Origin of the sequence: Salinicoccus albus DSM 19776 (assembly GCF_000385175.1) — a bacterium.
Classification (GTDB): domain Bacteria; phylum Bacillota; class Bacilli; order Staphylococcales; family Salinicoccaceae; genus Salinicoccus; species Salinicoccus albus.
Map to the genome: position 1 here is coordinate 138354 of NZ_ARQJ01000029.1, position 22710 is coordinate 161063.

The window sequence follows — 22710 nt, forward strand, 5'->3', positions numbered from 1 at the left end:
CTATACTTATTTTGCAAGAACCTTCAGTTCAATGATATCCCTGAGCTGGTTCTTCACAGATTCAACCGGAAGAGCTTTTACAACCGGTGCCAGGAAACCGTGTATCACAAGTCTTTCAGCTTCTTTTCTGGAGATGCCGCGACTCATCAGATAGAACATCTGAATCGGATCGACACGGCCGACGGATGCTGCGTGACCTGCTGTGACATCATCTTCATCAATGAGGAGAATCGGGTTGGCATCTCCGCGCGCCTTTTCACTCAGCATGAGGACACGGGATTCCTGCTGGGCATCACTGCGGGTTCCGCCATCCTTGATATGCCCGATGCCGTTGAAAATACCCGTTGCTGCATCTCTCATCACACCATGTTTCAGTATGTGTCCGACCGTATCCTGACCGTACTGTACAATTTCAGTTGTAAAGTTCTGCGTCTGGGATCCGCGGCCGACGACAACTGTTTTCAGGTTGCTGGAGGAATTGTCGCCCATCAGGTAGGTTGTGTTGTCGTAGATGGCGTTGGAATCGTTCATCAAACCTAAGGCCCAGTCCACAGTGGCATCTCTGCCGGCCACACCGCGGTGGCTCACATAGCCGGTGAACCCTTCAGCAAGGAAGTCAACAGCACCGTAAGTCACCTTGGCATTGTCTTTAGCAATCACTTCGGAAATGATGTTGATCTGTTCACTGGATTCCTCGACACTGGACAGATAGTTCTCTACGTATGTCAGCTCGGAACCTTCATCCGCAACAATCAGTACGTGATTGAACAACGAAGCTTTCTCATCATCATGCAGCAGTACCATCTGCACAGGATCTTCAATCTTGACGTTTTTAGGAACATAGACGAAGATTCCGCCGTTAAGCATTGCCGCGTGATAAGCGGTAAGCTTGTGCTCATCCATTTTGACGCCTTCAGTCATGAAGTACTTTTCGACAAGCTCCGGATGGTTTTCACTTGCCTCTGCAATACTTTCTATGATTACCCCCTTATCCTTAAGCTCCTCGGAAACTCTCAGGAAAGCAGGCGTATTATTATGCTGAACGTAAATGTTTCTGGTTTGTTCTCTATCGAGCAGTTCCTGAACTGAATCAGGCAGGTCATCCAGGCTGTCGTAGATTGTGCCTTCAGTCACAGGATTGGAAACGGAGAAGAAATCCCATCTGGTGATTTTAGTCTTATCCGGTTTCGGCATTTCCAGACTGTCGATCTTATCCAATGCCGCTTCTTTTTTTCTGATCATCAGATCAGACTCTCCGCGCGCTTTGGCAGCCGAGATAATTTCATCACGATTGATTACAAATTCATTTAAATCAGTAGCCATTGTCATCCTCCTGTCTTATTCTGCGCCAATTGTTTCGTCTTCGATACCAAGTTCTTCCTTGATCCAGTCATAACCTTCCGCTTCCAGGCGTTCAGCTAATTCCTTATCGCCGGATTTGACGATTCTGCCCTGCATCATCACGTGTACGTTATCAGGTGTGATGTAGTTGAGCAGGCGCTGATAGTGAGTGATGATCAATGCACCGAAGTCATCGCCGCGCAAATGATTGATGCCCTTGGCAACAACTTTCAATGCGTCGATGTCAAGGCCGGAGTCAATTTCATCAAGGATACCGAATGCAGGTTCAAGCATCATAAGCTGGAGGATCTCGTTACGTTTTTTCTCACCGCCGGAAAAGCCTTCATTGAGGTACCGTGTTGACATGTCCGTATCCATTTCAAGCTCTTCCATGCTCTTATCCAGCTGCTTGATGAACTGCATAAGGTTGATTTCATCGCCCTCTTCACGCTGGGCGTTGATGGAAGAACGCAGGAAATCCGAGTTTGTCACGCCTGAGATTTCAGACGGATACTGCATGCCGAGGAAAAGGCCGGCCTGTGCACGCTCGTCCACTTCCATTTCCAGTACATCTTCCCCGTCAAGGTAAACCTCACCTTGCGTCACTTCGTATCTCGGATGACCCATGATTGCCTGGGCAAGTGTAGACTTACCGGTACCATTCGGTCCCATTACTGCGTGTATTTCACCCTGCTTGATCGTAAGGTTTACACCCTTTAAAATTTCTTTGCCGTCTATTTCGACATGTAGCTCTTTAATTTCTAAAACAGAAGCCATTTATAACCCTCCAACTGAGATTTTTGGATAAATTTCTACTACACCAGTTTATAATAATTATAAACAATAGTCAAAGTTTAGTATAGCGGTCCAATTACGTCTATATTATACATGAAAAGCGGTACACTTTAAACCTTTCGAACCGCTTTATCCACGTAATTAAAATAAAAATAAACCCTACGACTGATAACAGCATAGGGTAAATGAAAATGGGCTATTTGATGATATCCAAAGTAAACGGTGCCTTGTATACTTCACCATTGTTGGCTTTGACCGCACCAATGATAAGGAAGATATAGAATGCAGCCGTGATGATCGGACCGATGACAAATCCAATGAGAATCGCTGAAGTCAACCAGGCGATAAACATATAAATTGTGTAGGACAAGCCGAAATTGGCGACGTGTCTCAATGCTTCAGCAGTCGCAGTGTTATCATCTTTCTTGAGCACCCAGATAAGCAAAGGGCCAATGACAACTGTAAAAGCAGAAATGATGTACGAAACCATTACCAGCGATTTGTCAAAACCTTTGATATTTTTCTCATCCATTTCGTAACCTCCAGACATTAAAATCTGCTTTGTTATACTATTACCCTTTCATGATACAACAATAACTCCTATTTTCATATTAATTAATGTCATTCAGTTGTTGAAATCCAATGCAGGAGCACTTCATCACTCATCCGTCGACAGGAACTCATCGAATACCTCCGACAGATAAGTCACATCATGAAATGCATATATTTCATCAGCCAGTTCTCCTGATTTAAAAAGCAGGAGGGCCGGTGTCGATCTGATTTCATAGCTTTCTATCAGATCTTTATGATAATTCAAGTCTATTGACGTATAAGAAAAATCCTTCATCTCGGACACAATGTTCAGCATGCGTTCTCCAACCGTGCAATTCATGCACATCGGCGCATAACAGAACAGTATAAATTTATCTTCAGACTGAATATGACTGGTAATATCCAGCGAACTTATTTCTTCTTTCATTTTCACCAAACTTACCTTTCATTATTAAGCTAGTATCGACATAGAAACCATGTCTCATGAGCAGATTTGCCAGATAATCTCTTGGGCAGCGGCCGACTTCCCCAAATTTCGGATCGATATAAATGTGTGTGCTTTCACTCAGATGTTTCTTGAACCATTTTCTGATCTTCCGCCCCTCTTTATCAGCATCGGATAAAATATAAATATCGGAACCGTTCAGCTGGTCCAGAATCTCATCCAATTTTGAGACGCCCATAGTCCCATATGTGCAAATAATCTGTACGGGTTCAATCAATACTTCTTCGATTCTACGCTTATCTGTTTTACCTTCAACAATGAGCACTTTATCGGAAAAATACATTTACATCACCCTTGGGATATATTTGTTTTTAAAAAAACTCCAGACAATTGTCCAGAGTCAGTTAATTATGCATCCACCATTTCTTCATAAGCAGCTGCATCCATCAGGTTATCGAGTTGTGATTCATCAGATAGTTCTACAACAACCATCCATGCTTTTTCAAACGGGGATTCATTGACAAGCTCTGGACTGTCTTCAAGTTCCTCGTTTACTTCCACTACAGTACCATTGAGTGGTGCATAGAGTTCAGATACTGTTTTAACGGATTCTACACTGCCGAAAGTCTCGCCTGTCTCAATCTCATCGCCTTCTGACGGAAGTTCCACAAATACAATATCGCCAAGCTCAGATTGAGCGAATTCTGTGATACCGATTGTGACTTTTCCATCCTCAACTCTGACCCACTCGTGATCCTCTGAGTATTTCAAATCTTTGGGTACTGACACGATCATAACCTCCTTTATCTTATGCATCTCTATAATCTCACAGTTTGTACCATTTAGGCAAGATAAATCTAATCCAGAAAAGCTTCTTCATAATCACTTTCCTCAAAGCCGAGTATAACGTTTTCACCGTCCCAGGCAAGCGGGCGCTTAATCAGCAGGCCGTCACTGGACAGCAATTCAATCTTTTCCTCATCATCCATGGTCTCCAGCCGGTTTTTCAAGTCCAGATCCCGGAACTTTTTACCGCGCTTATTAAAGAAATCATCGACCGGTTGATCAGATTGTGAAATGATCTTTCTCAGAACAGAAGGTTCCGGCGGCTGCCGGACCATATCGTGTCTTTCAAATTCGGCACCGTTATCATCAAGAAACTTCCGTGCCTTACGGCATGTCGTGCACCTCGAGTATTCATAAAATGTGATCATCAGATATCCTCCATATTGCATGTTACATTTAATATACCTTTAATGTGTATGGTATTGCAAATACTGTAAACTCCACCAAGCGGTTAATTTTATATCGCACTGTAAAGATGGTAGAATATCGTTGATTCTTATAGAAGGGAGAGGAGTTTTCATATGGCAATGGAACCAATTAACCAGTATGGCGAGTATAAAGAAAAGATCCAGAACGATGATAAAGTCATCGTTAAATTCTTCGCAGGATGGTGTCCCGACTGTACCCGCATGAACATGTTCATCGATCCAATCCTGGAAGAATACAAACATATAAACTGGTACGAGCTGAACCGCGACGATGTCCCGGAAGCTGCAGATGAAAATGAAGTGATGGGCATACCGAGTCTGCTCGTATTCCAAAACGGTGAAAAACTTGCCCACCTGCATTCAGCAGATGCCAAAACACCGGAATCCGTCACGGCATTCCTCAGGGAAAACGTCTGAATCCGCGAAATTACTTGATATAAACGCTTAGCACCCGCTTCAGTCATGGAGCAGGTGCTATTTTTTTCGAATAAACACATGATACAAAAACTAATCGTCATCAAATATCTTCAAATGTTCTTTAAGTGTCTCTGCATGAATCTGGCCCGGGGCGGCTTGATTGACAAGGTGTCCATAGGTCAGGCATGAGCCGAATACACCGCCGGCAACTCTTGTTATTTTGCCGGCTTCTCCCATGGCAATGCCCACCACCTGGCAGTCGAATTGCTGTCTGGCATCATAGACCGCGCTCAGCACACTCAGTACATCCCGCCCATTTTCAGGTTTATAGGCGATTTTTAAGATATCCCCGCCGCGCGTGTACATATCTTTGTATGTCGCCATCATTTCATCAAAGTGCGGGGCCGACTGAAAATCATGCCGGCTTAATATAACTGCGACGCCTCTGTCTTTTGCTTTCCCAATGAGCTGATCAACGATATCTTCGTACATGAAAAACTCAATATCCACAATATCGATATTGCATTTTTCTATCACTTCACTGACGAGAGAGCGGTATTCTGCTGCCGTTTTCGTACCTTTACCGCCTTCTGAATTCGTACGGTATGTGTAGATGATCGGATACATATGCATCTCCTCAACGATATGATCCACCAGGTTGAAGTGATCCTCATGATTCAATGCATCGAAAGAGTCGCTGCGGATTTCTACAATATCAAATTTATCATGCTTATTTTTCGCTTCTCTGATTTCAGATGTTATGGCTCCAAATGATTGTCCGGCAAATGATATGACCACTTTCGGCTGCCCTTGCCCCAAGTTTACATTTTTAATTTTCATGCAGCGCCTCCTCTATCTTTTTATTAATATACATTATAGAATTTCAACAGAAATTTCAATCGATGATTCAAATATTTCACCCGCTAAAAAAACACACGTCCGGGATGGACGTGTGAAATAATTAGTATTATTAAATATTATAATATCAGCATGCCTGCAATGGCGCCATTCATCAGATTGCCCAGGATGGCTGCAACCAGTGCACGCGGTCCGAATTGGGCAATTTCCTGCCGGCGCTCCGGCGCCAGTGCGCCAAGACCGCCGATCATGATCGCAATCGTGCCGATATTGGCGAAACCGCAGAGGGCGAACGTTGCAATGGCAATCGTTCTGGGATCCGTGATCTCTCCGGAATCGATGGCTTCAATGAGTGTGCCAAAGCCGACGAATTCGTTGATAATCGTTTTCTCCGCGATCATCTGTCCGACCACCATGGCATTTTCCCAGGGGATGCCGATTAAAAAGGCCAGCGGCGCAAATACAAAGCCCATTATATCTGCGACGGTCAAACCGCTGAAGACCCCCAGGCCGACATCGATGAGCGCTACGAGGGAGACAAATGCCAGCACCATGGCCCCAACATTCAAAGCCAGCGACAAACCGTCCGTCGTCCCCTTTGCTGCAGCATCGATCACATTCTTTGTATCCTTATCCCGTTCCAATTCGACATCATCCGTCGTCTTGTCGTGTTCTGTTTCCGGGACGACGATCTTTGACATTACAAGGCCTGCCGGCGCAGCCATGAAACTTGCAACGATCAGAAAGTCGACCCGCGCACCCATGGCGACCAGCCCCCCGAGAATCGAGCCGGCCACGGTGCCGAGACCAACGGTCATGACCGTAAAGAATTCCGACCGTGTCATGTTGCTCAAATAAGGTTTAATCGTCAATGGTGACTCAGTGATGCCCACGAAAATATTGGCCGTTGCCGCAATCGATTCAACTTTACTCGTTCCCAGAACCTTTGAAATGAAACCGCCCAGAACCTTTATGATCCAGGGCATAAAGCCGATGTAAAAGAGTATGCTCATCAGCGCCGCGAAGAATACGATAACAGATAAAACTTGAATGAAGAAAGCACCATCGTACTGCATTAACTGTTCACCGAACACAAATTCAATGCCGGCATCTGCAGCACCCAGCACACCAGTCACAAACTGACTGAGTAACGAAAGGACTTCTTCACCTACGCCCCAGCCCAAAAACAGGATGCCTACCGCCAGCTGGATGGCCAAAGCGCCTAAGACGGTCCGAAAGTTGATATTTTTCCTGTCGACCGAAAGCAGGTACGCCAATCCCATCAAAACAACCATCGCCACAAGGCCCCAAGCAATATTTCCCAATAATTCCATTGATGTCCACGCTCCCATACCCGTTTATTATTCTTTCTCTATAAAACCATAGTTCAACATTGGGTTCCATGCCCATTATTCATTGAATTACAAATGGTATCGCTTTCTTTATTATTCAATCCTATTATAGTAAAGTACTCATTTTTGTCAAATGCTGTTATTTTTTATCAGACCTTTAAAACATTGTTTGGCTTTTGTATGATCGGGCATATAATAACCGGGGGTGAATAAAATGCTGAAAATAAAAAGAGTATATGAAGATGTCTCGAAACAGGATGGCAAAAGATATCTTGTAGACGGCGTATGGCCGCGGGGAATTAAGAAGTCGGCGCTCGCCCATGATGAATGGTATAAAGCGCTTGCACCCTCGAGTGAATTGCGCAAATGGTTCAATCATGACCCAAAAAAGTGGGAAACATTCAAAAAAAGCTATTTTCAAGAACTGGATGCGCACAGGGATCTGCTCAAAGAAATCAAGGCGGACAGCGACGGTCATAATGTCACATTATTATACAGCGCCAAAGATGAGGCGTATAATCAAGCTGCAGCCATAAAAGCGTATATCGGGGCACTGCAGCCCCTCTGATTTATACTTCCTCATAAGGTTCCGGGTGGACATAGGCAGAGTAGACATCTTCTTCACTGAGTGATTTTTCTACCTGATCGCAGATTTCATGTGCTTCATCCAAGGTGATGTGCTTATCCACGTATATGGTGATATCAAGGAACACACTGTTGCCGTGATACCGGCCCTTGACCGAAGAAACACCTTTGACCCCTTCAACTTTCATGACATCCTGGTAATAGAATTCCAGGTCTTCTTCATGAAATCCGTCACTCAGGGTAAATACCGCCTGCTTGCATATATTAAAACCTGTGTAAGTGATGAGCGCCCCGAGGAGAATCGCAAGTATCGGATCGACGACCGGGAAACCGATCTGTGTAAATATCAGCCCGAAGCCTGTGCCGAAGCTGACCAGTCCGTCTGATAAATTATCTGCCGCCGCTGACTTCAAAGAGCTGCTCCGTGTAATTCTGGAAAGGCGGCGATTGTAGATATAGACCGCCAGCATAATGAACCCGCTGATCAAACTCACCCATATCGTCACCGGACTGGGTGCTGTAAATGCGCCGCCTGTCAACTTCTGTATACCGTCAGAGACTACCTGCAGACCGACGAACATGATGATGAAAGACACAAGTAATGTAGAAATATTCTCTGATTTCATATGACCATACGGATGGTTCCTGTCCGCCGGTTTCAATGAGAGTTTCAAGCCGATCAAAACAGCAACAGAAACCAGTATGTCCGTCATGTTATTGAACGCGTCCGCCCGCAGTGCTGCAGAACTATACTGCAGTCCGGTAAACAATTTTGCAGCAGACAGAAAGATATATGCGAATATACTTAAGTAAGCCCCTCTTTGAGCCAGTTTCAGTTTACCATCCATAAATATACCTCCCGTCTGAAATGAAACACCATTATACTATACCCGCTCCAAATAACATACCAAATCACTGCCGCAGAAAGCATCAGCCCCGAGGAGGGCTGATGCTTTCTGGTCATTTAAAATTCAATTTAAGTACTTGTAGCCCCGAAGACGGCTATATAAACATTCCGGACAATAAAAAAAGCCTTCAATCATCTTTGATTAAAGACTTTACAATGGAGACGGCGGGAGTTGAACCCGCGTCCAGAGACTTTGCCACATCTCTTTCTACGTGCGTAGTTCATTGTTTAATTTCGCATGGTCTGCGGCAATGAACGTGCCTCAGCACCATGCTAGTCTGATTGATCTCTTCAGCCGTTCTCCAGACGGAAGAACGGTTGCGTATCCTGCTAAAGTTGAATCATCCGATCAGGACGCACAGAAAACGTCAAGGGATGATGCAGAGTGCTATTACGCAGCTACTGCGAAGTTGTTTTGTTTGCCAGTTATTATAAACTGAGTATCGTTTTTACGGAGCCGAAACCTCCGGCACGCTTAAGATGCTCAAACAGCCCCTGTCGAATCCGGAACGTCCCCGGATTTATAAAGCGGTGATTCTGTATCTTTTGTACAGCATATTTTACCATAAAACGGTCATTTTTTCAAGCGACCCTACTGGTTATAGGTTTTGATGGCCCGGTCCATGTCCCGTTTCATCTGTTTGCGTTTCATATCTTCACGCTTATCATATTTCTTCTTTCCGCGGGCAAGACCGAGCAAAACTTTGCAGTAGCCGCTTTTGATATAGAGTTTCAGCGGAATGAGTGCATAGCCCGTTTGCTGTATCTGTCCGTTTAGTTTATCGATTTCTTTTTTCTTTAGGAGCAGTTTCCGGTTCCTGAGCGGGTCATGATTATACCTGTTGCCTTCCTCATAAGGGGCGATGTGCATGTTATACACATACATCTCCCCCCTGAAGACTTTGGCGTAGGCATCTTTCAGGTTGGCTGAACCGCGGCGGATGGATTTGATTTCAGTCCCCTTCAATTCTATACCCGCTTCTATCGTTTCTTCTATCTGATAGTCATGTCTTGCTTTACGGTTTTGGGCAAGCGGTCGGTCATGAGTTTTCTTCATATGTCATTACTTCTTTCTGTTCCTTTTTTTGGCCGCCTTCTTCGCACCTTTGTAGAATGGTTTTTTATTCGTATTGCCATTATCTGAGCCTTTATCATTCTTTTGGCGGGACCGGCTTTTATTACTGCTGTCGTCCTTTTTGGACTTTGCTTTGATCTCCACCGGCTTGTCTCTTTTTTCTCTCGGGGCGCGTTCAGGCATCCCTGTAATCTTAAAATCGATAAGCTTTTCTGAAAGTTTGACATCAGCCACTTCAATTTCGACCGGATCGCCGATACGGTATACATTGCCGGTGCGGTCGCCGATCATCGACATCTGTCTTTCATGATATTGGTAATGATCATCCGTCATCATGGAGACATGGACAAGACCTTCGATCGTATTTGGCAGCTCGACGAACATGCCGAAGTTCATAATGCCTGAAATGACGCCTTCGTGGGTTTCCCCGATATGTTCAAGCATAAATTCGGCTTTTTTCAGATCATCCGTATCGCGTTCTGCATCCTGTGCGCGGCGTTCCCTGTCTGAAGTATGCTGGGCGGCGTCCGGCAAAAATTCAGCATTTTTATCAATTGTTTTTTGCCCGGTATGCCCGTCGATCAGGTATTCTCTGATCAGTCTGTGGACGATCAGGTCGGGATAACGTCTGATCGGGGACGTGAAGTGTGTATAAAATTCAGCAGCCAGACCGAAGTGCCCGGCATTTTCCTCAGAATACCTTGCCTGCTGCAAGGATCGGAGCATCAATGTGCTGATCACCATTTCTTCCGGGCGTCCCTGGATTTCTTCAGTGATCTCTTGCAGTGCTTTTGGATGAATTTCGTTGCCTTTGCCTTTGACGACGATACCGAAATTTGTGATGAATTCAAAGAACTGTCTCAGTTTTTCCTCTTTTGGATCTTCGTGGATCCGATAGAGGAAAGGCACATCCATCCAGTGAAAATGTTCCGCCACTGTTTCGTTGGCAGCGAGCATGAACTCTTCGATCATCTTCTCACCAACAGAGCGTGTCCTTAAAACAACATCTTCCGGAGCGCCGTCCGCGCCGACAATAACCTGCGCTTCATTGAAGTCGAAGTCAATCGCGCCGCGGGCATCCCGCCGGTTTCTTAATACTTTTGCAAGCGCCTCTGCTTCCTGAAGCATCGGGTAAACATCTCTGTACTCGTGGATCAGCGCCTGATCGTCCTCATCCAGCATTTTATTGACAGCGTCATATGTCATCCTGCGGTTTGAATGAATGACACTCTGGAAGATTTCATGATTGACCAGCTTACCGTTGCTGTCAATTTCCATGCGGCAGCTCATCGTCAGGCGGTCGACATCCGGGTTAAGGGAACAGATACCGTTTGACAGGCGATGCGGGATCATCGGAATGACCCGGTCTACAAGGTAGACACTCGTTGCCCGGTCGTAGGCTTCTTTGTTCATCTCAGAGTTTTCTGTAACATAGTAACTCACATCAGCGATGCTGACAGTCAGTTCAAAGTTACCGTTATCAAGTTTGCTGACGGCAATCGCATCATCAAGATCCTTGGCGTCCGCGCCATCGATAGTAATGGTCAGTTCATCGCGCAGATCCCTGCGGCCGTCCAGTTCAAATCTGTCGATGTGATCCGGGACATGTTCCGCTTCTTTCAACACTTCTTCCGGAAAGTCAATCTCGATCCCATGCTGATAAATGATGGACATGATATCAACGCCCGGGTCATTCTTGTGCCCGAGCAGCTGGATCACGTGACCTTCCGCATTATCATTACCGTCACCGTATCTGGTAATCTCAACAAGCACCTTATGCCCTTCGATCGCTCCAAGGTTCTGGCCTTTCGGTATGAAGATGTCATCGACGATTTTCTTGGAATCCGGCACAACAAAACCGAAATGCTTGTTCGGCTGGTATTCACCAACCACCCGGGTGATGCCGCGCTTCAGAATACTTGTGATTTCACCTTCATACTTCTCATCTTCCCCGCCTTTGGCGGACTTTCCAATCTTGACCAGCACCGTATCCCCGTCCAGTGCACTGTTAATTGCATTCGGCGGGATGAAAACATCTTCAAGTTCAGTATCTTCGGGGCGCAGGAAACCAAATCCCCGCTTATGCATAGACAGATTTCCTTTGACAAGGTCCGTTTCGCTCGTTTTCATGAATTTGTCTTTCTTCGTACGAAAAACGATACCGGATTCCTCAAGGGCAACCAATGTTTTAACCATTTCCTTGAAGTCATCCGATTCATCCGCAGAAAGCTCTTTTTGGAATTGGCTCATCGTCATCGGTTTATAATTTTCCGATTCGATAATTTCTAATATTCTCTCTCTATAGTCACCCATGGAATCGCCTCCTGTTTTAGTTCCAGTCCAACTGGTTCTTAAATTTATACAAGTCTTCAAATAACTGCTGCTTTTCAATATCTATCGTAAGCACGTGCCCCGATTCTGGATACCATTTCAGTTTTTTGTCTTCTTCATCCGTCGAAGTATCGTTATAAATAATGTTCGCCGAATCCGGGCTGATCACTTCATCCTTCCCGGACTGCGCAACGAACAGAGGATCGAACACATCATCCAGCCTGCTGTTCACCAGGCTGATCATATCACTAATTTCATCCAGCATATCGGTCGGTTCAAGATCTTTCATTTCCTTCTCGATCGTTTCTTCATCTCTGCCTTCCATTGACTTGAAACCTCTGGCATATTCCAGGAAACTGTTAAACATCTTTTCCTTGTCCTTCATATACATCGGGCTGCATATTGTGCATACCCCTAAAACCTCGCGTTCAATCGCCAGTCTCAATGCAAAGACACCGCCCAGGGAAATTCCGGCAACAAAAATATTGTCATAGCCCTTGTCTCTCAAGAAATCATATGCATCAAGTACCTGTGCCCACCACACATAAGGACTCGACTTGAGAATGTTTTCAGGCGGCTCAGCATGACCTTCATAATGCGGGGCATAGGAAGTAATCCCCTGCTTTTGAAGATAGCGTCCCAGCTGCCTGACATCCGATGAATTACCAGTGAATCCATGGAGTAAAAGCACCGCCTTTTCACCCGTTTCAAAGAAAAATGGTTTTGGTAATTGTACCTTCATAGTCTGCTCCCTGCTTTCGAGTGCTTTATCTTTATTGTACGTTATATGATCATTATATAAAATAAAACCCCCCTGGCATCAGGGGGTGATAACAATTAACCTAAATATGTCAGCAACAGCATAATCAAGAAAAACAGAAGCGCCAGAATAACAGTCGCTCTATGCAGCACCAAATCCATACCGCGAGTTTTTTGTTTACCGAATAATTGCTCTGCACCGCCACCGATCGCACCTGACAGACCGGCGCTTTTCCCTGACTGTAGCAATACCACTGCAATTAAAGATATACAAACTATAATCAATAGCACAATGAGCAGCGTTTGCATGTGGTAATCCCTCCAAAAATATTAACACTAAGAATATTATCAAAAACATAGAGTGAATGCAAACAGATGTGGTGTTTTTACACTTAATTTAAACTGCATTATTCCAGCGTTCCCGGTACATAACAAGCGACAGCAGCCAAACACACTGAAGGATCGCCGCCTGATCAGGCGGCGATCCTTCAGATCTTTATCTTTCTTCCAGATTATAGAATGACTCTATGCCCTCGAATTTTGCTGTTTCGAAGAGCTCATCTTCGATGCGGAGCAGCTGATTGTATTTAGCCACGCGGTCCGTGCGCGACGGTGCACCTGTCTTTATCTGACCGGCATTGATGGCCACCGCTATATCCGCAATGGTCGTGTCTTCTGTCTCTCCTGAACGGTGAGAGATGACGGCGGTATACCCAGCGCGTTTCGCCATTTCGATGGCTTCAAATGTTTCTGTCAGTGTACCGATCTGATTCACTTTGACCAGAATGGAGTTACCGACGCCCTGCTCAATAGCACGCGCAAGCTTTTTAGTATTCGTGACGAACAGGTCGTCGCCGACGAGCTGCACTTTGGCACCGAGCTGTTCGGTCAGGAGTTTTGTCCCTTCCCAATCGTTTTCATCCAGCCCGTCTTCAATCGAGATGATTGGATACTTTTCGATCATGTCGCTGTACCAGTTCACCATTTCCTGTGCTGTATAGGACTTGCCTTCGCCCTTAAGTTCATATCTGTCTGTGCCGGCATCGTAGAATTCACTTGAAGCGGCATCCATTGCGAGACGGACTTGTTCTCCTGGCTTGTAGCCCGCTTTTTCAACCGCTTCAATGATCGTGGACAGTGCCTCTTCATTTGAACCGAGGTTTGGCGCAAATCCGCCTTCATCGCCCACACCTGTATTATACCCTTTTTCGTTCAGCACTTTCTTAAGGTTATGGAAAATTTCCGCACCCATTCTGAGTCCTTCTTTGAATGAACCGGCCCCCACCGGCATGATCATGAATTCCTGTATGTCCACATTGTTGTCTGCGTGCTCTCCGCCATTGATGATGTTCATCATCGGCACCGGCAGCTGCACGGCGTTGAAGCCGCCAAGATACTTGTAGAGCGGTTGTCCGAGCAGATCCGCAGCCGCTTTAGCGACTGCCATTGATACACCAAGAATTGCATTGGCACCCAGGCTGCCTTTATTCTCAGTGCCATCCAGAGCAATCATCATCTTATCGATGGACACCTGTTCAAGCACACTGAAATCACCGTCTGCAAGTTCAGGTCCAATTGTTTCATTGACATTTTCCACTGCCTTTTCTACACCCTTGCCAAGATAGCGGAACCCATCGGCATCACGAAGTTCAACGGCTTCGTATTCCCCGGTAGAGGCGCCGGAAGGTACAAGTGCGCGTCCGAATGCGCCGCTTTCTGTTAATACTTCCACTTCGATTGTCGGATTGCCGCGGGAGTCAAGTACTTCACGTGCGTAAACATCTGTAATTAATGGCATATCAATCGCTCCTTTTTTGTTTGTTTTCTTTATCCGGAAGACCATTTGTTTTTACAATGAGTCGTTTATCAGTGTCTCTCCGGTCATCTCTGCAGGCTGGTCCACGCCCATCAACTCAAGAAGTGTCGGCGACAAGTCGGCAAGCCGGCCGCCGCTTCTCACTTCAACACCGGCTTTTGTCACGATGACAGGCACCGGATTCGTCGTATGGGCTGTCATCGGTTCTCCGTCAGCCATTGTCACTTCGTCAGAGTTCCCATGGTCCGCAGTAATGACTGCAGAACCGCCCTGGGCGATTATTTCATCGACAATCGGTCCCAGACATTCATCAACGGCTTCAATCGCTTTTACCGTCGGTTCAAGTTTACCGCTGTGTCCGACCATGTCCGGATTGGCAAAGTTCAGGATGATCAGATCCAGGTCTTTTTTCGACAGTTCTTCCAGACATCTGTCCTTCACTTCATATGCGCTCATCTCCGGCTGCAGATCGTAGGTTGCGACCTTAGGTGAATTGACAAGTGCTCTGCGTTCGCCCTCGAATTCCTCATGGCGGCCGCCGCTCATGAAATACGTGACATGCGGATATTTTTCAGTCTCCGCAATGCGCAGCTGTTTTTTTCCTGCCTTTTCAGTGACTTCACCGATGGTGTTGATGAGATCCTCTTTTTCAAATACCACATCCGCATGGACATTATCGCTGTACTTTGTAAAAGTGACGAATTTAAGGTCGTCATATTTTTTATCGATTTCAAAGCCCATGAATTCTTCATTCGTATAGACTTCAGAAAGCTGTGCCGCCCGGTCCGGACGGAAATTATAGAAAATGACTGCATCGTCGTCCTTCACGCCGTGATCATAATCGCCGGCCTGGTCATAGACGACGAACGGCCGGACAAATTCATCATAGATGCCCGCATCATAGCTTGCCTGTATACCTTCCTCCGCTGTCTGATAACGCGGGGCAGCACCGTTTGAAATCGCCTGGTAAGCCATTTCTTCGCGCTCCCATCTTTTATCGCGGTCCATTGCGTAATAGCGACCGCTGACGGTGGCAAACTCACCGATTCCAATTTCCTTAAACCGTTTTTCAGCTTCGCGGACGTATGCAAGCGCAGAATCCTGCGCAACGTCACGGCCGTCTAAAAATGCGTGAACGTAAACCTGTTTAAGCCCTCGTTCCTTTGCCAGTTCAAGAACGGCGAACATATGGGCATAGTGCGAATGTACACCGCCATCAGAAAGGAGTCCCATCACATGGAGGGCACTGTCGTTTTTAAGCGCATGCTCCATCGCACCATTAAGCACGGAATTTTTGAAAAAATCTCCGTCTTCGATGGATTTACTGATCCGTGTGAGGCTCTGATGCACAATACGTCCGGCCCCAATATTCAGATGGCCCACTTCAGAATTCCCCATCTGTCCTTCGGGCAGCCCCACGTCAAGGCCGCAAGCGCTGAGTTCATTGTGCGGATACTGGCTGTAGAAACGGTCAAAGTTCGGTTTATGCGCCGCTTTAACCGCATTCCCGTACGTTTCTGTCCTGTTGGCAAAACCATCCAGAATGATCAAGGCTGCCGGATTGGTCATTTTTTAGCACCTTCCAGCAGTTGAATAAAGTTTTCAGGATCCAGGGAAGCGCCGCCGGCCAAAGCGCCGTCGATATGTTCCTGTGCCATATATTCTTTGATATTTGCAGGTTTCACGGAACCTCCATACTGAATGCGGATGGCTTCGGCTGTGTCCGCGTCATAGAGCGTCCTGATCTGCTCGCGGATGATACCGCACATTTCATTCGCATCACTGCTTGTGGCAGATTTACCTGTACCGATGGCCCAGATCGGTTCGTATGCAATGACAGAGAGACGCACCTGTTCAGCGGACAGACCATCCAGCGCTTTTGACACCTGATCTTTCACACGGGATTCTGCCTGGCCGCCCTCGCGTTCTGCATCGGATTCACCGCAGCAGATAATCGGTACAAGCCCTTTGGCATGCAGCGCATGCACCTTTTTGTTGACAGAATCATCCGTCTCATTAAAGTGCTCCCGCCGTTCCGAATGACCGATGATGACATAATCCACACCGAGGGCTTCAAGCATTGCAGGCGACACCTCTCCGGTAAATGCGCCGCTGTCCTCAAAATGACTGTTTTCAGCGCCAATACCCAGCTCAAGATCCTTTGCCCCGGCAACCAGTGAAGGCAGATGGATGAACGGTGCACAGATTGCACTTTCCACTTCATCATTTTTAGGGAGCTGGCTTAACGCGTCGATAAACTGCTCACCTTCTGTGATCGTTTTATTCATCTTCCAGTTGCCTGCTATAAATGGTGTTCTCATAAACATCCTCCTAGATATCATTAATATTCCTCATACAGATCTCACTTGTCGTCTATGGCCGTCAAGCCGGGCAGCTCCCTGCCTTCCAGATATTCCAGGGAGGCCCCGCCGCCTGTTGAAATATGGGAGAAATCATCTGCATATCCCAGATCCATGGCTGCTGCTGCAGAATCCCCGCCGCCGATAATCGTCACTGCATCATCCAGCGCTGCGATTGACTGACACACACCAATCGTCCCTTGGGCAAATGCTTCCATTTCAAATACACCCATTGGGCCGTTCCAGATGACTGTTCCGGCACCTTGCAATTCTGCCTCAAATGCTTTGACTGTGCCCTGTCCAATATCCAGACCTTCCATATCTGCCGGAATTTCATCAACCGGCACTGTTTTATGGCTGGCATCTTCAGCAAACTCTTCTGCAGCGACAACATCTTTCGGGAGTACGATTTTATCACCCGCTTTATCGAGGAGGGATTTCGCAAGTTCCACCCTGTCTGCCTCCAGCAGGGATCCTCCAATTTCATATCCCAGTGATTTCAGGAAAGTATATGCCATACCGCCGCCGATAATGACTTTATCCGCCCGCGGCAGAAGGTTCTCAATCACGCCAATTTTATCGGAGACTTTCGCACCGCCTAAAATTGCCACAAACGGTCGTTTCGGTTCCTCGATGGCACCGCCGATGAAGTCGATTTCCTTTTGCATCAGAAACCCGGATACTGTTTCAATGTTAGAACCAATGCCGACATTTGAAGCATGCTTACGGTGTGCTGTCCCGAATGCATCGTTGACAAAGATGTCCCCTAAAGAGGCCCAGTATCTGCCGAGCTCTGCATCGTTTCCGCTTTCTTTTTTGTCTTCAATATCTTCAAAACGTGTGTTTTCAAATAAAAGAATTTCGCCATCCTCAAGTGCTGACACCGCTTGTTCGAGCGACCTCCCTCTTGTATGCGGGACGAAAACTACCTCTCTGCCCAGTTTGTCTGTCAGAGCGGCTGCCACCGGCTGGAGTGTTTTATCTTGCTTATCTTCTTCAGTCTTCACTTTGCCGAGGTGGGAGAATAAAATCACTCTGCCACCTTGTTCAAGCACATATTCGATGGTCGGCAGCGCCTGGACAATCCGGTTGTCATTCGTAATTTCCCCGTCTGTCATCGGTACGTTAAGATCAGCGCGGAGCAGCACTTTCTTGCCGCTGAGATCTGCATCTTCTACAGTTTTCTTCATTGCTGTGCCTCCTGTACAATTAATGGTCACTTCCATTATACCCATTATCCGAATCTAAATAAAATAAAAACGGGCGGTCTCCCGCCCGTCTGATAAGTTGTTACTGTTTAACCGCCATGTGCTCGAGCGTTCTGACCAGCTGGGAAGCATACGACATTTCATTATCATACCATGCGACCGCACGGACCATCTGTTTTCCGTCCACTTCCATGACATGCGTCTGGGTAGCGTCGAACAATGAACCTTCCTTGATGCCGATAACATCTGAAGAAACGATTTCATCGTCCGTATATCCAAATGACGGATTGACTGCTGCTTTCATGGCTGCGTTAACGTCTTCGGCTGTTACATTTTCATTGAGGACAACGGTCACTTCAGTCAATGAACCTGTCGCGACCGGTACGCGCTGGGCGCCGCCATTAAGTTTGCCGTCAAGTTCAGGGATGACCTTGCCGATTGCTTTGGCAGCACCGGTAGAGTTTGGAACCACGTTCATCGCTGCTGCGCGAGCACGTCGGTAATCTCCTTTTGGATGCGGTGCGTCCAGTGTGTTCTGATCTCCGGTATATGCATGGATGGTCGTCATCAGTCCGTGGTTGATGCCAAATTCGTTATTCAGCACATTCACTACCGGCGCCAGGCAGTTTGTCGTACAGGACGCGGCAGATACAATTTCCTCACTGCCGTCAATAAAATCTTCGTTGACACCGTAAACAATCGTCCTCATGTCATCTTTGCCGGGCGCTGACAGAAGTACCTTTTTGGCACCTGCGGTGATGTGTTTTCGAGCCCCTTCAGCATGGGTGAATAAACCGGTACACTCAAGCACAATATCGATATCAAGATCTGACCATGGTAATTCAGCCGGCTCTTTAATGTTGTAGGATTTCACTTCGCTGCCGTTGATTTTAAAACCGCCGTCGAACTGTTCCAGTTCACCTTCAAAACGGCCCTGGGTCGTATCATACTTGAAGAGATGCGCCAGGAAATCATCATCAGTCAAATCGTTTACCGCTACTAATTCAATATCGTCATAGTTTTGAATTTCTCTCGCTGCCAGTCTGCCAATACGTCCAAATCCATTAATTGCTACTTTTACCATTGTTTATGGCCTCCTTGATTATTTTCAGTGATTAATGATCGCTGTTCAGTAAATATTCTGCGATTGTTTCGTCGATGAAAAGCAGTGTATTCTCCGGTGCGATTTTCATGTATGCGCTGACCGCTTCTTTCTTGCTGCTGCCGCCTGCAACTGCAAAAATTGCCTTTTTACTTGCCAGGTCTTCAAGCTGTAACCCGATGGTTTTCACTTTCTTTAAAATATCGCCGTTACGGTCAAAGTAATAACCGAATGTTTCCCCGACTGCACCCTTCTCTCTCAACCGATCGATAACTTCCTGCTGTACGTCCCGGCGGTCCGCCATCTTCATCGCTTCGCCGATGCCGTGGATGACATAGTCTGATTGTTGATTAAGACGGGTCACTTCCTTGACAGCCGGTTCATTTTTCAGCGGTTCGAGCACCGTCTCCCCGACATTATCCGGGGCATGAAGCACCTTATGCCCACTGCCGGTTGCAGCTGCCAGACGGCTGACAATGGAGTTTGCCTGATAGTAAACTTCCTCGCCGAGGCCGCCGCGGGCGGGTACGAACAACAGATTATCATCTGTCGGAGACAGGAAATTGCTGACGCTGGCCATGGTCGAGCCCCCAGCTGCCGAGATAACCGCCCCGTCAAAAAACATTTTTTGAAGTTTCTCCGCCATCAGCTTGGACAGTTCATGCTGCAGTTCCTCACTGCTGTCTGCATCTCCGCGGATGATGAAAAAGTCCCGCAGTCCGTATTTTTCCCTCAAGCTGCGGGCAAGATCCGCCCGCCTGTCAAGTGTTGTAATATATGGGGAGAGTTCCTCCATTATCTCATTACCCGACTGGGAGACAGCTATGCCTCTTTTATCAATTAATATCAAACCTAAATGATGCAGTCTGTCGACTTCCTTACGCAAAATCCTTTCAGTCCAGCCCATCTTCCTGGCCAGTGTCCGCCTGCCAATGGGCTGATTCGCCTCTATGCGCTTTAATATCTCAAAGCGTTTCAGAAGCTCGTCTATGGCTTCCGGGGCGATGCGTCTTTGAATACTCAATAATCTCTGCCACACGGCATCAACACCTCCCGCCAACATGAGACTGAATATGTCCCACCAGGGACAAAAAATAACTGCACATTTAATATACCATATATATTAAATAATGCAATTATTTCATTTCAACGTCTTTATCTGGAATTACCCCTATAGTCTTTTAAATAATCATAAACCTGTGCAAAATCAATGATCCCTTCCTGGACAACTTTGTTGTCATGTTCGAGCACTGGCACCCTGATCATATATTTCTCCTGAAGTCCCTCCTCAGAATCAATATCAACCATAGTTAATCTCACATCACTGTACCTCAGTTCATTGATGGCGACCCTCACCTGTTCAAGACCTTCATTACATAATTGACAGTTATCCCTCGTATAGTAGACCATCTCAAGCATGATTATACCTCATTCCTTTTCACTTTTCCTCTAATCGTCTGGTAAACCTGATAAGCCATTTCTGCACTTATGATACCGAGGGCAATGGCGCCGGCCGTCAGCATCACTTCAAACGCATATACCTGGGCGAGTGTATACTCCTTCATAACGACATGGCGCATCGTATCATAAGCTGTACCGCCGGGCACCAGAGGTATGATGCCGCAAGTAATGAATATGATGATCGGCATCTTCATCCATCTTGAGAAAAAAATTGCCATCACTGTCAATCCGATAGCTCCTGTATAAGCGGCAAGGATCAGATCTGTACCGCCTTCTCTGAGGAAATAATAGAGAATCCAGCCCGCAGCCCCGGTCAGTCCGCAATTCACCAGTGCACGCCGCGGTGCATTGAAGAGGATGCCGAAACCCGCTGAGGCTAAGAAACTGAATATCAGCTGAAATACAATTATCATCCCCATCTCCTCCTACAACAGCATGTAAACAAGAGCGACACCGGCACCGATCGCAATGGCAGTCAGTGCCGCTTCCGCCCCTTTGATCACACCTGCCAGCAGATGGCCGCGAATCATTTCCCGTATGGCATTCGTAATGAGCACTCCCGGGACCAGCGGCATGACGCTTGAGATGACGATTGTATCCAGCATCTGTCCGGGGCCGTATTCTGCATAGAGAATCGCAGCCATTGCAATGAACACTGCGGCAAAAAATTCAGTGAAGAACTTGATCTTCGTATACCGCTGGATGCCCTCCATGATGAACACACCGCCGGCACCAGCGATGACAGCTGCCGGAATATCGACGGTCACGCCTTCAAACAGCATGAGAAAACTGACGCCGATAATCGCACCGGACAGAACGACCATCCAGAAAGGAAATATCCGCGTATCGTGGATGGTTCCCAGCTGGTCGATTGCCTGCCTGAGCGGCAGTCCGCCTGCAATCCTGCGGGACAGATTATTGATGCTGTCTATCTTTTCAAGATTGTTCGCTCTTTCATCAATACGCACTGTCTGTGTCAGTGCGTAATCATTCATAGAAAAAATAATGACCGTGGGAGTAACGAAAACCTGAGTATTATCGATACCGTAATTGTCTGCGATACGTGCCATCGTATCTTCAATACGGTAAGTCTCGGCCCCATTTTCGAGCAGTATTTTACCGCAGTTTAAAGCAATATAAAATACGTCTCGGACAAAGCCATCACTCAGCACTCTGTCAGGAGCGTCAATAGCCTCAAGTTCGCCACTCACACGGCCCACCTCGATTCGGAACACCCCCGGAGAGGATCGAACTCCCATCTCAAGAACCGGAATCTTACGTGTTGTCCATTACACCACGGGGGTAAGTTATTATTATAGTTTGAAAACATATTCAGTATACCAATAATTAATAATGATGAAAAGAGTTAAAATTACTCATTTTATGTGAGCATCTTCTTTTGACCTTATTTGACTAATGTGGTATAACTTAATTAGTGCAATATAGAACAGTACATTATCAGGAGGCAGTAATATGAATTTAATTCCTACAGTAATCGAACAGACCAACCGAGGAGAACGTGCATATGATATATTCTCCAGGCTGTTAAAAGACAGAATCATCATGATTGGCACGCCGATCGATGATAACGTGGCCAATTCAGTGGTCAGCCAGCTGCTTTTCCTGCAGGCGCAGGATTCCGAGAAAGATATTTTCCTTTATATTAACTCTCCGGGCGGCAGCGTGACTTCAGGTATGGCAATCTACGACACCATCCAGCATATCAAACCGGATGTTCAGACCATTTCCCTTGGTATTGCAGCTTCCATGGGGTCATTCCTGCTGGCAGCCGGTGCAAAAGGCAAACGCTTCGCGCTGCCGAATGCTGAAGTGATGATCCACCAGCCGCTCGGCGGAGCCCAGGGTCAGGCCACGGAAATTGAGATCGCTGCAAAACACATCATCAGAACGCGCGAAAAACTCAATGCCATCCTGGCAGAACGTACCGGTCAGCCGATTGAAAAGATCCAGAAGGACACTGACCGTGATTTCTTCATGACTGCAGACGAAGCTAAAGAGTACGGCCTGGTCGACGAAGTGATGGAACCGGAAGCACTGGATAACAAATAATT

General features: G+C 46.6%; 26 protein-coding genes, 1 tRNA gene and 1 other RNA gene. 3 read left to right on the forward strand and 25 right to left on the reverse strand.

Going from position 1 to position 22710, the window contains the following annotated elements; all coding sequences use genetic code 11:
• Positions 1-6: 6 nt before the first annotated feature.
• The 7 genes from sufD to G343_RS0109275 form a co-directional block, all read right to left on the reverse strand.
• Complete coding sequence (sufD, locus tag G343_RS0109245) at positions 7-1323, reverse strand: Fe-S cluster assembly protein SufD (protein ID WP_020007858.1); 1317 nt, start codon at positions 1321-1323, stop codon at positions 7-9.
• 15 nt (positions 1324-1338) lie between these two features.
• A complete protein-coding gene (sufC, locus tag G343_RS0109250) occupies positions 1339-2118 on the reverse strand; it encodes a Fe-S cluster assembly ATPase SufC (RefSeq protein ID WP_020007859.1) in 780 nt (259 codons plus the stop codon).
• A 214-nt stretch (positions 2119-2332) separates the two neighbouring features.
• Complete coding sequence (locus tag G343_RS0109255) at positions 2333-2668, reverse strand: DUF4870 domain-containing protein (RefSeq protein ID WP_020007860.1); 336 nt, start codon at positions 2666-2668, stop codon at positions 2333-2335.
• 126 nt (positions 2669-2794) lie between these two features.
• Positions 2795-3115 (reverse strand): thioredoxin family protein, encoded by a 321-nt coding sequence (locus G343_RS15015; protein WP_083931379.1) that lies wholly within the window; start codon positions 3113-3115, stop codon positions 2795-2797.
• Positions 3066-3476, reverse strand: a complete 411-nt coding sequence (locus tag G343_RS0109265; protein WP_020007862.1) for a toprim domain-containing protein — start codon at positions 3474-3476, stop codon at positions 3066-3068. The genes G343_RS15015 and G343_RS0109265 overlap by 50 nt, the downstream gene beginning before the upstream one ends.
• Before the next feature lie 65 nt (positions 3477-3541).
• On the reverse strand, positions 3542-3922 hold the full coding sequence (gene gcvH, locus G343_RS0109270) for a glycine cleavage system protein GcvH (RefSeq protein WP_020007863.1): 381 nt from the start codon (positions 3920-3922) through the stop codon (positions 3542-3544).
• 68 nt (positions 3923-3990) lie between these two features.
• Entirely contained in the window at positions 3991-4347 is a 357-nt protein-coding gene (locus G343_RS0109275; RefSeq protein WP_020007864.1) for a Spx/MgsR family RNA polymerase-binding regulatory protein, read from the reverse strand.
• A 159-nt stretch (positions 4348-4506) separates the two neighbouring features.
• Between G343_RS0109275 and G343_RS0109280 the strand changes: the two genes are divergently transcribed.
• The gene (locus G343_RS0109280) at positions 4507-4824 is read left to right on the forward strand and encodes a thioredoxin family protein (protein WP_026366345.1); all 318 of its coding nucleotides are present in this window, start codon (positions 4507-4509) and stop codon (positions 4822-4824) included.
• A 90-nt stretch (positions 4825-4914) separates the two neighbouring features.
• On the opposite strand, the gene aroD is transcribed toward G343_RS0109280, so the two are convergent.
• Together aroD and G343_RS0109290 are read right to left on the reverse strand one after the other, a co-directional pair.
• On the reverse strand, positions 4915-5664 hold the full coding sequence (gene aroD / locus G343_RS0109285; protein ID WP_020007866.1) for a type I 3-dehydroquinate dehydratase: 750 nt from the start codon (positions 5662-5664) through the stop codon (positions 4915-4917).
• 137 nt (positions 5665-5801) lie between these two features.
• Positions 5802-7016 (reverse strand): NupC/NupG family nucleoside CNT transporter, encoded by a 1215-nt coding sequence (locus G343_RS0109290; protein WP_020007867.1) that lies wholly within the window; start codon positions 7014-7016, stop codon positions 5802-5804.
• Between the two features lie 232 nt (positions 7017-7248).
• Between G343_RS0109290 and G343_RS0109295 the strand changes: the two genes are divergently transcribed.
• The gene (locus tag G343_RS0109295) at positions 7249-7602 is read left to right on the forward strand and encodes a DUF488 domain-containing protein (RefSeq protein ID WP_020007868.1); all 354 of its coding nucleotides are present in this window, start codon (positions 7249-7251) and stop codon (positions 7600-7602) included.
• Between the two features lies 1 nt (position 7603).
• On the opposite strand, the gene G343_RS0109300 is transcribed toward G343_RS0109295, so the two are convergent.
• From G343_RS0109300 to G343_RS0109370, 16 genes are all read right to left on the reverse strand, one after another.
• Complete coding sequence (locus G343_RS0109300; protein WP_425413872.1) at positions 7604-8473, reverse strand: cation diffusion facilitator family transporter; 870 nt, start codon at positions 8471-8473, stop codon at positions 7604-7606.
• A gap of 207 nt (positions 8474-8680) precedes the next feature.
• Positions 8681-9043: a transfer-messenger RNA gene (gene ssrA, locus G343_RS15195) on the reverse strand.
• Positions 9044-9118: 75 nt separating this feature from the next.
• A complete protein-coding gene (gene smpB / locus G343_RS0109305) occupies positions 9119-9583 on the reverse strand; it encodes an SsrA-binding protein SmpB (RefSeq protein WP_020007870.1) in 465 nt (154 codons plus the stop codon).
• 6 nt (positions 9584-9589) lie between these two features.
• The gene (gene rnr / locus G343_RS0109310) at positions 9590-11914 is read right to left on the reverse strand and encodes a ribonuclease R (protein ID WP_020007871.1); all 2325 of its coding nucleotides are present in this window, start codon (positions 11912-11914) and stop codon (positions 9590-9592) included.
• A 16-nt stretch (positions 11915-11930) separates the two neighbouring features.
• Entirely contained in the window at positions 11931-12674 is a 744-nt protein-coding gene (locus tag G343_RS0109315; protein ID WP_020007872.1) for an alpha/beta hydrolase, read from the reverse strand.
• A gap of 95 nt (positions 12675-12769) precedes the next feature.
• A complete protein-coding gene (gene secG, locus G343_RS0109320; RefSeq protein ID WP_020007873.1) occupies positions 12770-13000 on the reverse strand; it encodes a preprotein translocase subunit SecG in 231 nt (76 codons plus the stop codon).
• Positions 13001-13187: 187 nt separating this feature from the next.
• Positions 13188-14489 carry a phosphopyruvate hydratase gene (gene eno, locus G343_RS0109325; RefSeq protein WP_026366346.1) on the reverse strand — a complete coding sequence of 434 codons (1302 nt, stop codon included), beginning with the start codon at positions 14487-14489 and terminating at the stop codon, positions 13188-13190.
• Positions 14490-14540: 51 nt separating this feature from the next.
• Positions 14541-16076, reverse strand: a complete 1536-nt coding sequence (gene gpmI / locus G343_RS0109330) for a 2,3-bisphosphoglycerate-independent phosphoglycerate mutase (protein ID WP_020007875.1) — start codon at positions 16074-16076, stop codon at positions 14541-14543.
• Positions 16073-16828, reverse strand: coding sequence for a triose-phosphate isomerase (gene tpiA, locus G343_RS0109335; RefSeq protein WP_020007876.1), 756 nt, complete (start codon positions 16826-16828; stop codon positions 16073-16075). Before tpiA ends, gpmI begins: the two co-directional genes overlap by 4 nt.
• 41 nt (positions 16829-16869) lie before the next feature.
• Positions 16870-18057, reverse strand: coding sequence for a phosphoglycerate kinase (locus tag G343_RS0109340; protein ID WP_020007877.1), 1188 nt, complete (start codon positions 18055-18057; stop codon positions 16870-16872).
• A gap of 100 nt (positions 18058-18157) precedes the next feature.
• On the reverse strand, positions 18158-19159 hold the full coding sequence (gene gap / locus G343_RS0109345; protein ID WP_020007878.1) for a type I glyceraldehyde-3-phosphate dehydrogenase: 1002 nt from the start codon (positions 19157-19159) through the stop codon (positions 18158-18160).
• Between the two features lie 31 nt (positions 19160-19190).
• Complete coding sequence (locus G343_RS0109350; protein ID WP_026366347.1) at positions 19191-20216, reverse strand: sugar-binding transcriptional regulator; 1026 nt, start codon at positions 20214-20216, stop codon at positions 19191-19193.
• 116 nt (positions 20217-20332) lie between these two features.
• Complete coding sequence (locus tag G343_RS0109355; protein WP_020007880.1) at positions 20333-20596, reverse strand: glutaredoxin family protein; 264 nt, start codon at positions 20594-20596, stop codon at positions 20333-20335.
• A 2-nt stretch (positions 20597-20598) separates the two neighbouring features.
• Positions 20599-21051 carry a threonine/serine exporter family protein gene (locus G343_RS0109360; protein ID WP_020007881.1) on the reverse strand — a complete coding sequence of 151 codons (453 nt, stop codon included), beginning with the start codon at positions 21049-21051 and terminating at the stop codon, positions 20599-20601.
• Positions 21052-21063: 12 nt separating this feature from the next.
• A complete protein-coding gene (locus G343_RS0109365) occupies positions 21064-21849 on the reverse strand; it encodes a threonine/serine exporter family protein (RefSeq protein ID WP_169336673.1) in 786 nt (261 codons plus the stop codon).
• Between the two features lie 21 nt (positions 21850-21870).
• Positions 21871-21942: transfer RNA gene (locus tag G343_RS0109370), tRNA-Arg, on the reverse strand.
• Between the two features lie 169 nt (positions 21943-22111).
• Here G343_RS0109370 and clpP point away from each other — a divergent pair.
• Positions 22112-22708 (forward strand): ATP-dependent Clp endopeptidase proteolytic subunit ClpP, encoded by a 597-nt coding sequence (clpP, locus tag G343_RS0109375; RefSeq protein WP_020007882.1) that lies wholly within the window; start codon positions 22112-22114, stop codon positions 22706-22708.
• Positions 22709-22710 lie beyond the last annotated feature (2 nt).

What these genes read in the sequence shown, in the direction of transcription:
- sufD (WP_020007858.1), bottom strand. Translation starts at nt 1,323, where the DNA reads ATGGCTACTGATTTAAATGAATTTGTAATCAATCGTGATGAAATTATC.
- sufC (WP_020007859.1), bottom strand. Translation starts at nt 2,118, where the DNA reads ATGGCTTCTGTTTTAGAAATTAAAGAGCTACATGTCGAAATAGACGGC.
- G343_RS0109255 (WP_020007860.1), bottom strand. Translation starts at nt 2,668, where the DNA reads ATGGATGAGAAAAATATCAAAGGTTTTGACAAATCGCTGGTAATGGTT.
- G343_RS15015 (WP_083931379.1), bottom strand. Translation starts at nt 3,115, where the DNA reads ATGAAAGAAGAAATAAGTTCGCTGGATATTACCAGTCATATTCAGTCT.
- G343_RS0109265 (WP_020007862.1), bottom strand. Translation starts at nt 3,476, where the DNA reads ATGTATTTTTCCGATAAAGTGCTCATTGTTGAAGGTAAAACAGATAAG.
- G343_RS0109275 (WP_020007864.1), bottom strand. Translation starts at nt 4,347, where the DNA reads ATGATCACATTTTATGAATACTCGAGGTGCACGACATGCCGTAAGGCA.
- G343_RS0109280 (WP_026366345.1), top strand. Translation starts at nt 4,507, where the DNA reads ATGGAACCAATTAACCAGTATGGCGAGTATAAAGAAAAGATCCAGAAC.
- aroD (WP_020007866.1), bottom strand. Translation starts at nt 5,664, where the DNA reads ATGAAAATTAAAAATGTAAACTTGGGGCAAGGGCAGCCGAAAGTGGTC.
- G343_RS0109290 (WP_020007867.1), bottom strand. Translation starts at nt 7,016, where the DNA reads ATGGAATTATTGGGAAATATTGCTTGGGGCCTTGTGGCGATGGTTGTT.
- G343_RS0109295 (WP_020007868.1), top strand. Translation starts at nt 7,249, where the DNA reads ATGCTGAAAATAAAAAGAGTATATGAAGATGTCTCGAAACAGGATGGC.
- smpB (WP_020007870.1), bottom strand. Translation starts at nt 9,583, where the DNA reads ATGAAGAAAACTCATGACCGACCGCTTGCCCAAAACCGTAAAGCAAGA.
- rnr (WP_020007871.1), bottom strand. Translation starts at nt 11,914, where the DNA reads ATGGGTGACTATAGAGAGAGAATATTAGAAATTATCGAATCGGAAAAT.
- G343_RS0109315 (WP_020007872.1), bottom strand. Translation starts at nt 12,674, where the DNA reads ATGAAGGTACAATTACCAAAACCATTTTTCTTTGAAACGGGTGAAAAG.
- secG (WP_020007873.1), bottom strand. Translation starts at nt 13,000, where the DNA reads ATGCAAACGCTGCTCATTGTGCTATTGATTATAGTTTGTATATCTTTA.
- eno (WP_026366346.1), bottom strand. Translation starts at nt 14,489, where the DNA reads ATGCCATTAATTACAGATGTTTACGCACGTGAAGTACTTGACTCCCGC.
- gpmI (WP_020007875.1), bottom strand. Translation starts at nt 16,076, where the DNA reads ATGACCAATCCGGCAGCCTTGATCATTCTGGATGGTTTTGCCAACAGG.
- tpiA (WP_020007876.1), bottom strand. Translation starts at nt 16,828, where the DNA reads ATGAGAACACCATTTATAGCAGGCAACTGGAAGATGAATAAAACGATC.
- G343_RS0109340 (WP_020007877.1), bottom strand. Translation starts at nt 18,057, where the DNA reads ATGAAGAAAACTGTAGAAGATGCAGATCTCAGCGGCAAGAAAGTGCTG.
- gap (WP_020007878.1), bottom strand. Translation starts at nt 19,159, where the DNA reads ATGGTAAAAGTAGCAATTAATGGATTTGGACGTATTGGCAGACTGGCA.
- G343_RS0109355 (WP_020007880.1), bottom strand. Translation starts at nt 20,596, where the DNA reads ATGCTTGAGATGGTCTACTATACGAGGGATAACTGTCAATTATGTAAT.
- G343_RS0109360 (WP_020007881.1), bottom strand. Translation starts at nt 21,051, where the DNA reads ATGATAATTGTATTTCAGCTGATATTCAGTTTCTTAGCCTCAGCGGGT.
- clpP (WP_020007882.1), top strand. Translation starts at nt 22,112, where the DNA reads ATGAATTTAATTCCTACAGTAATCGAACAGACCAACCGAGGAGAACGT.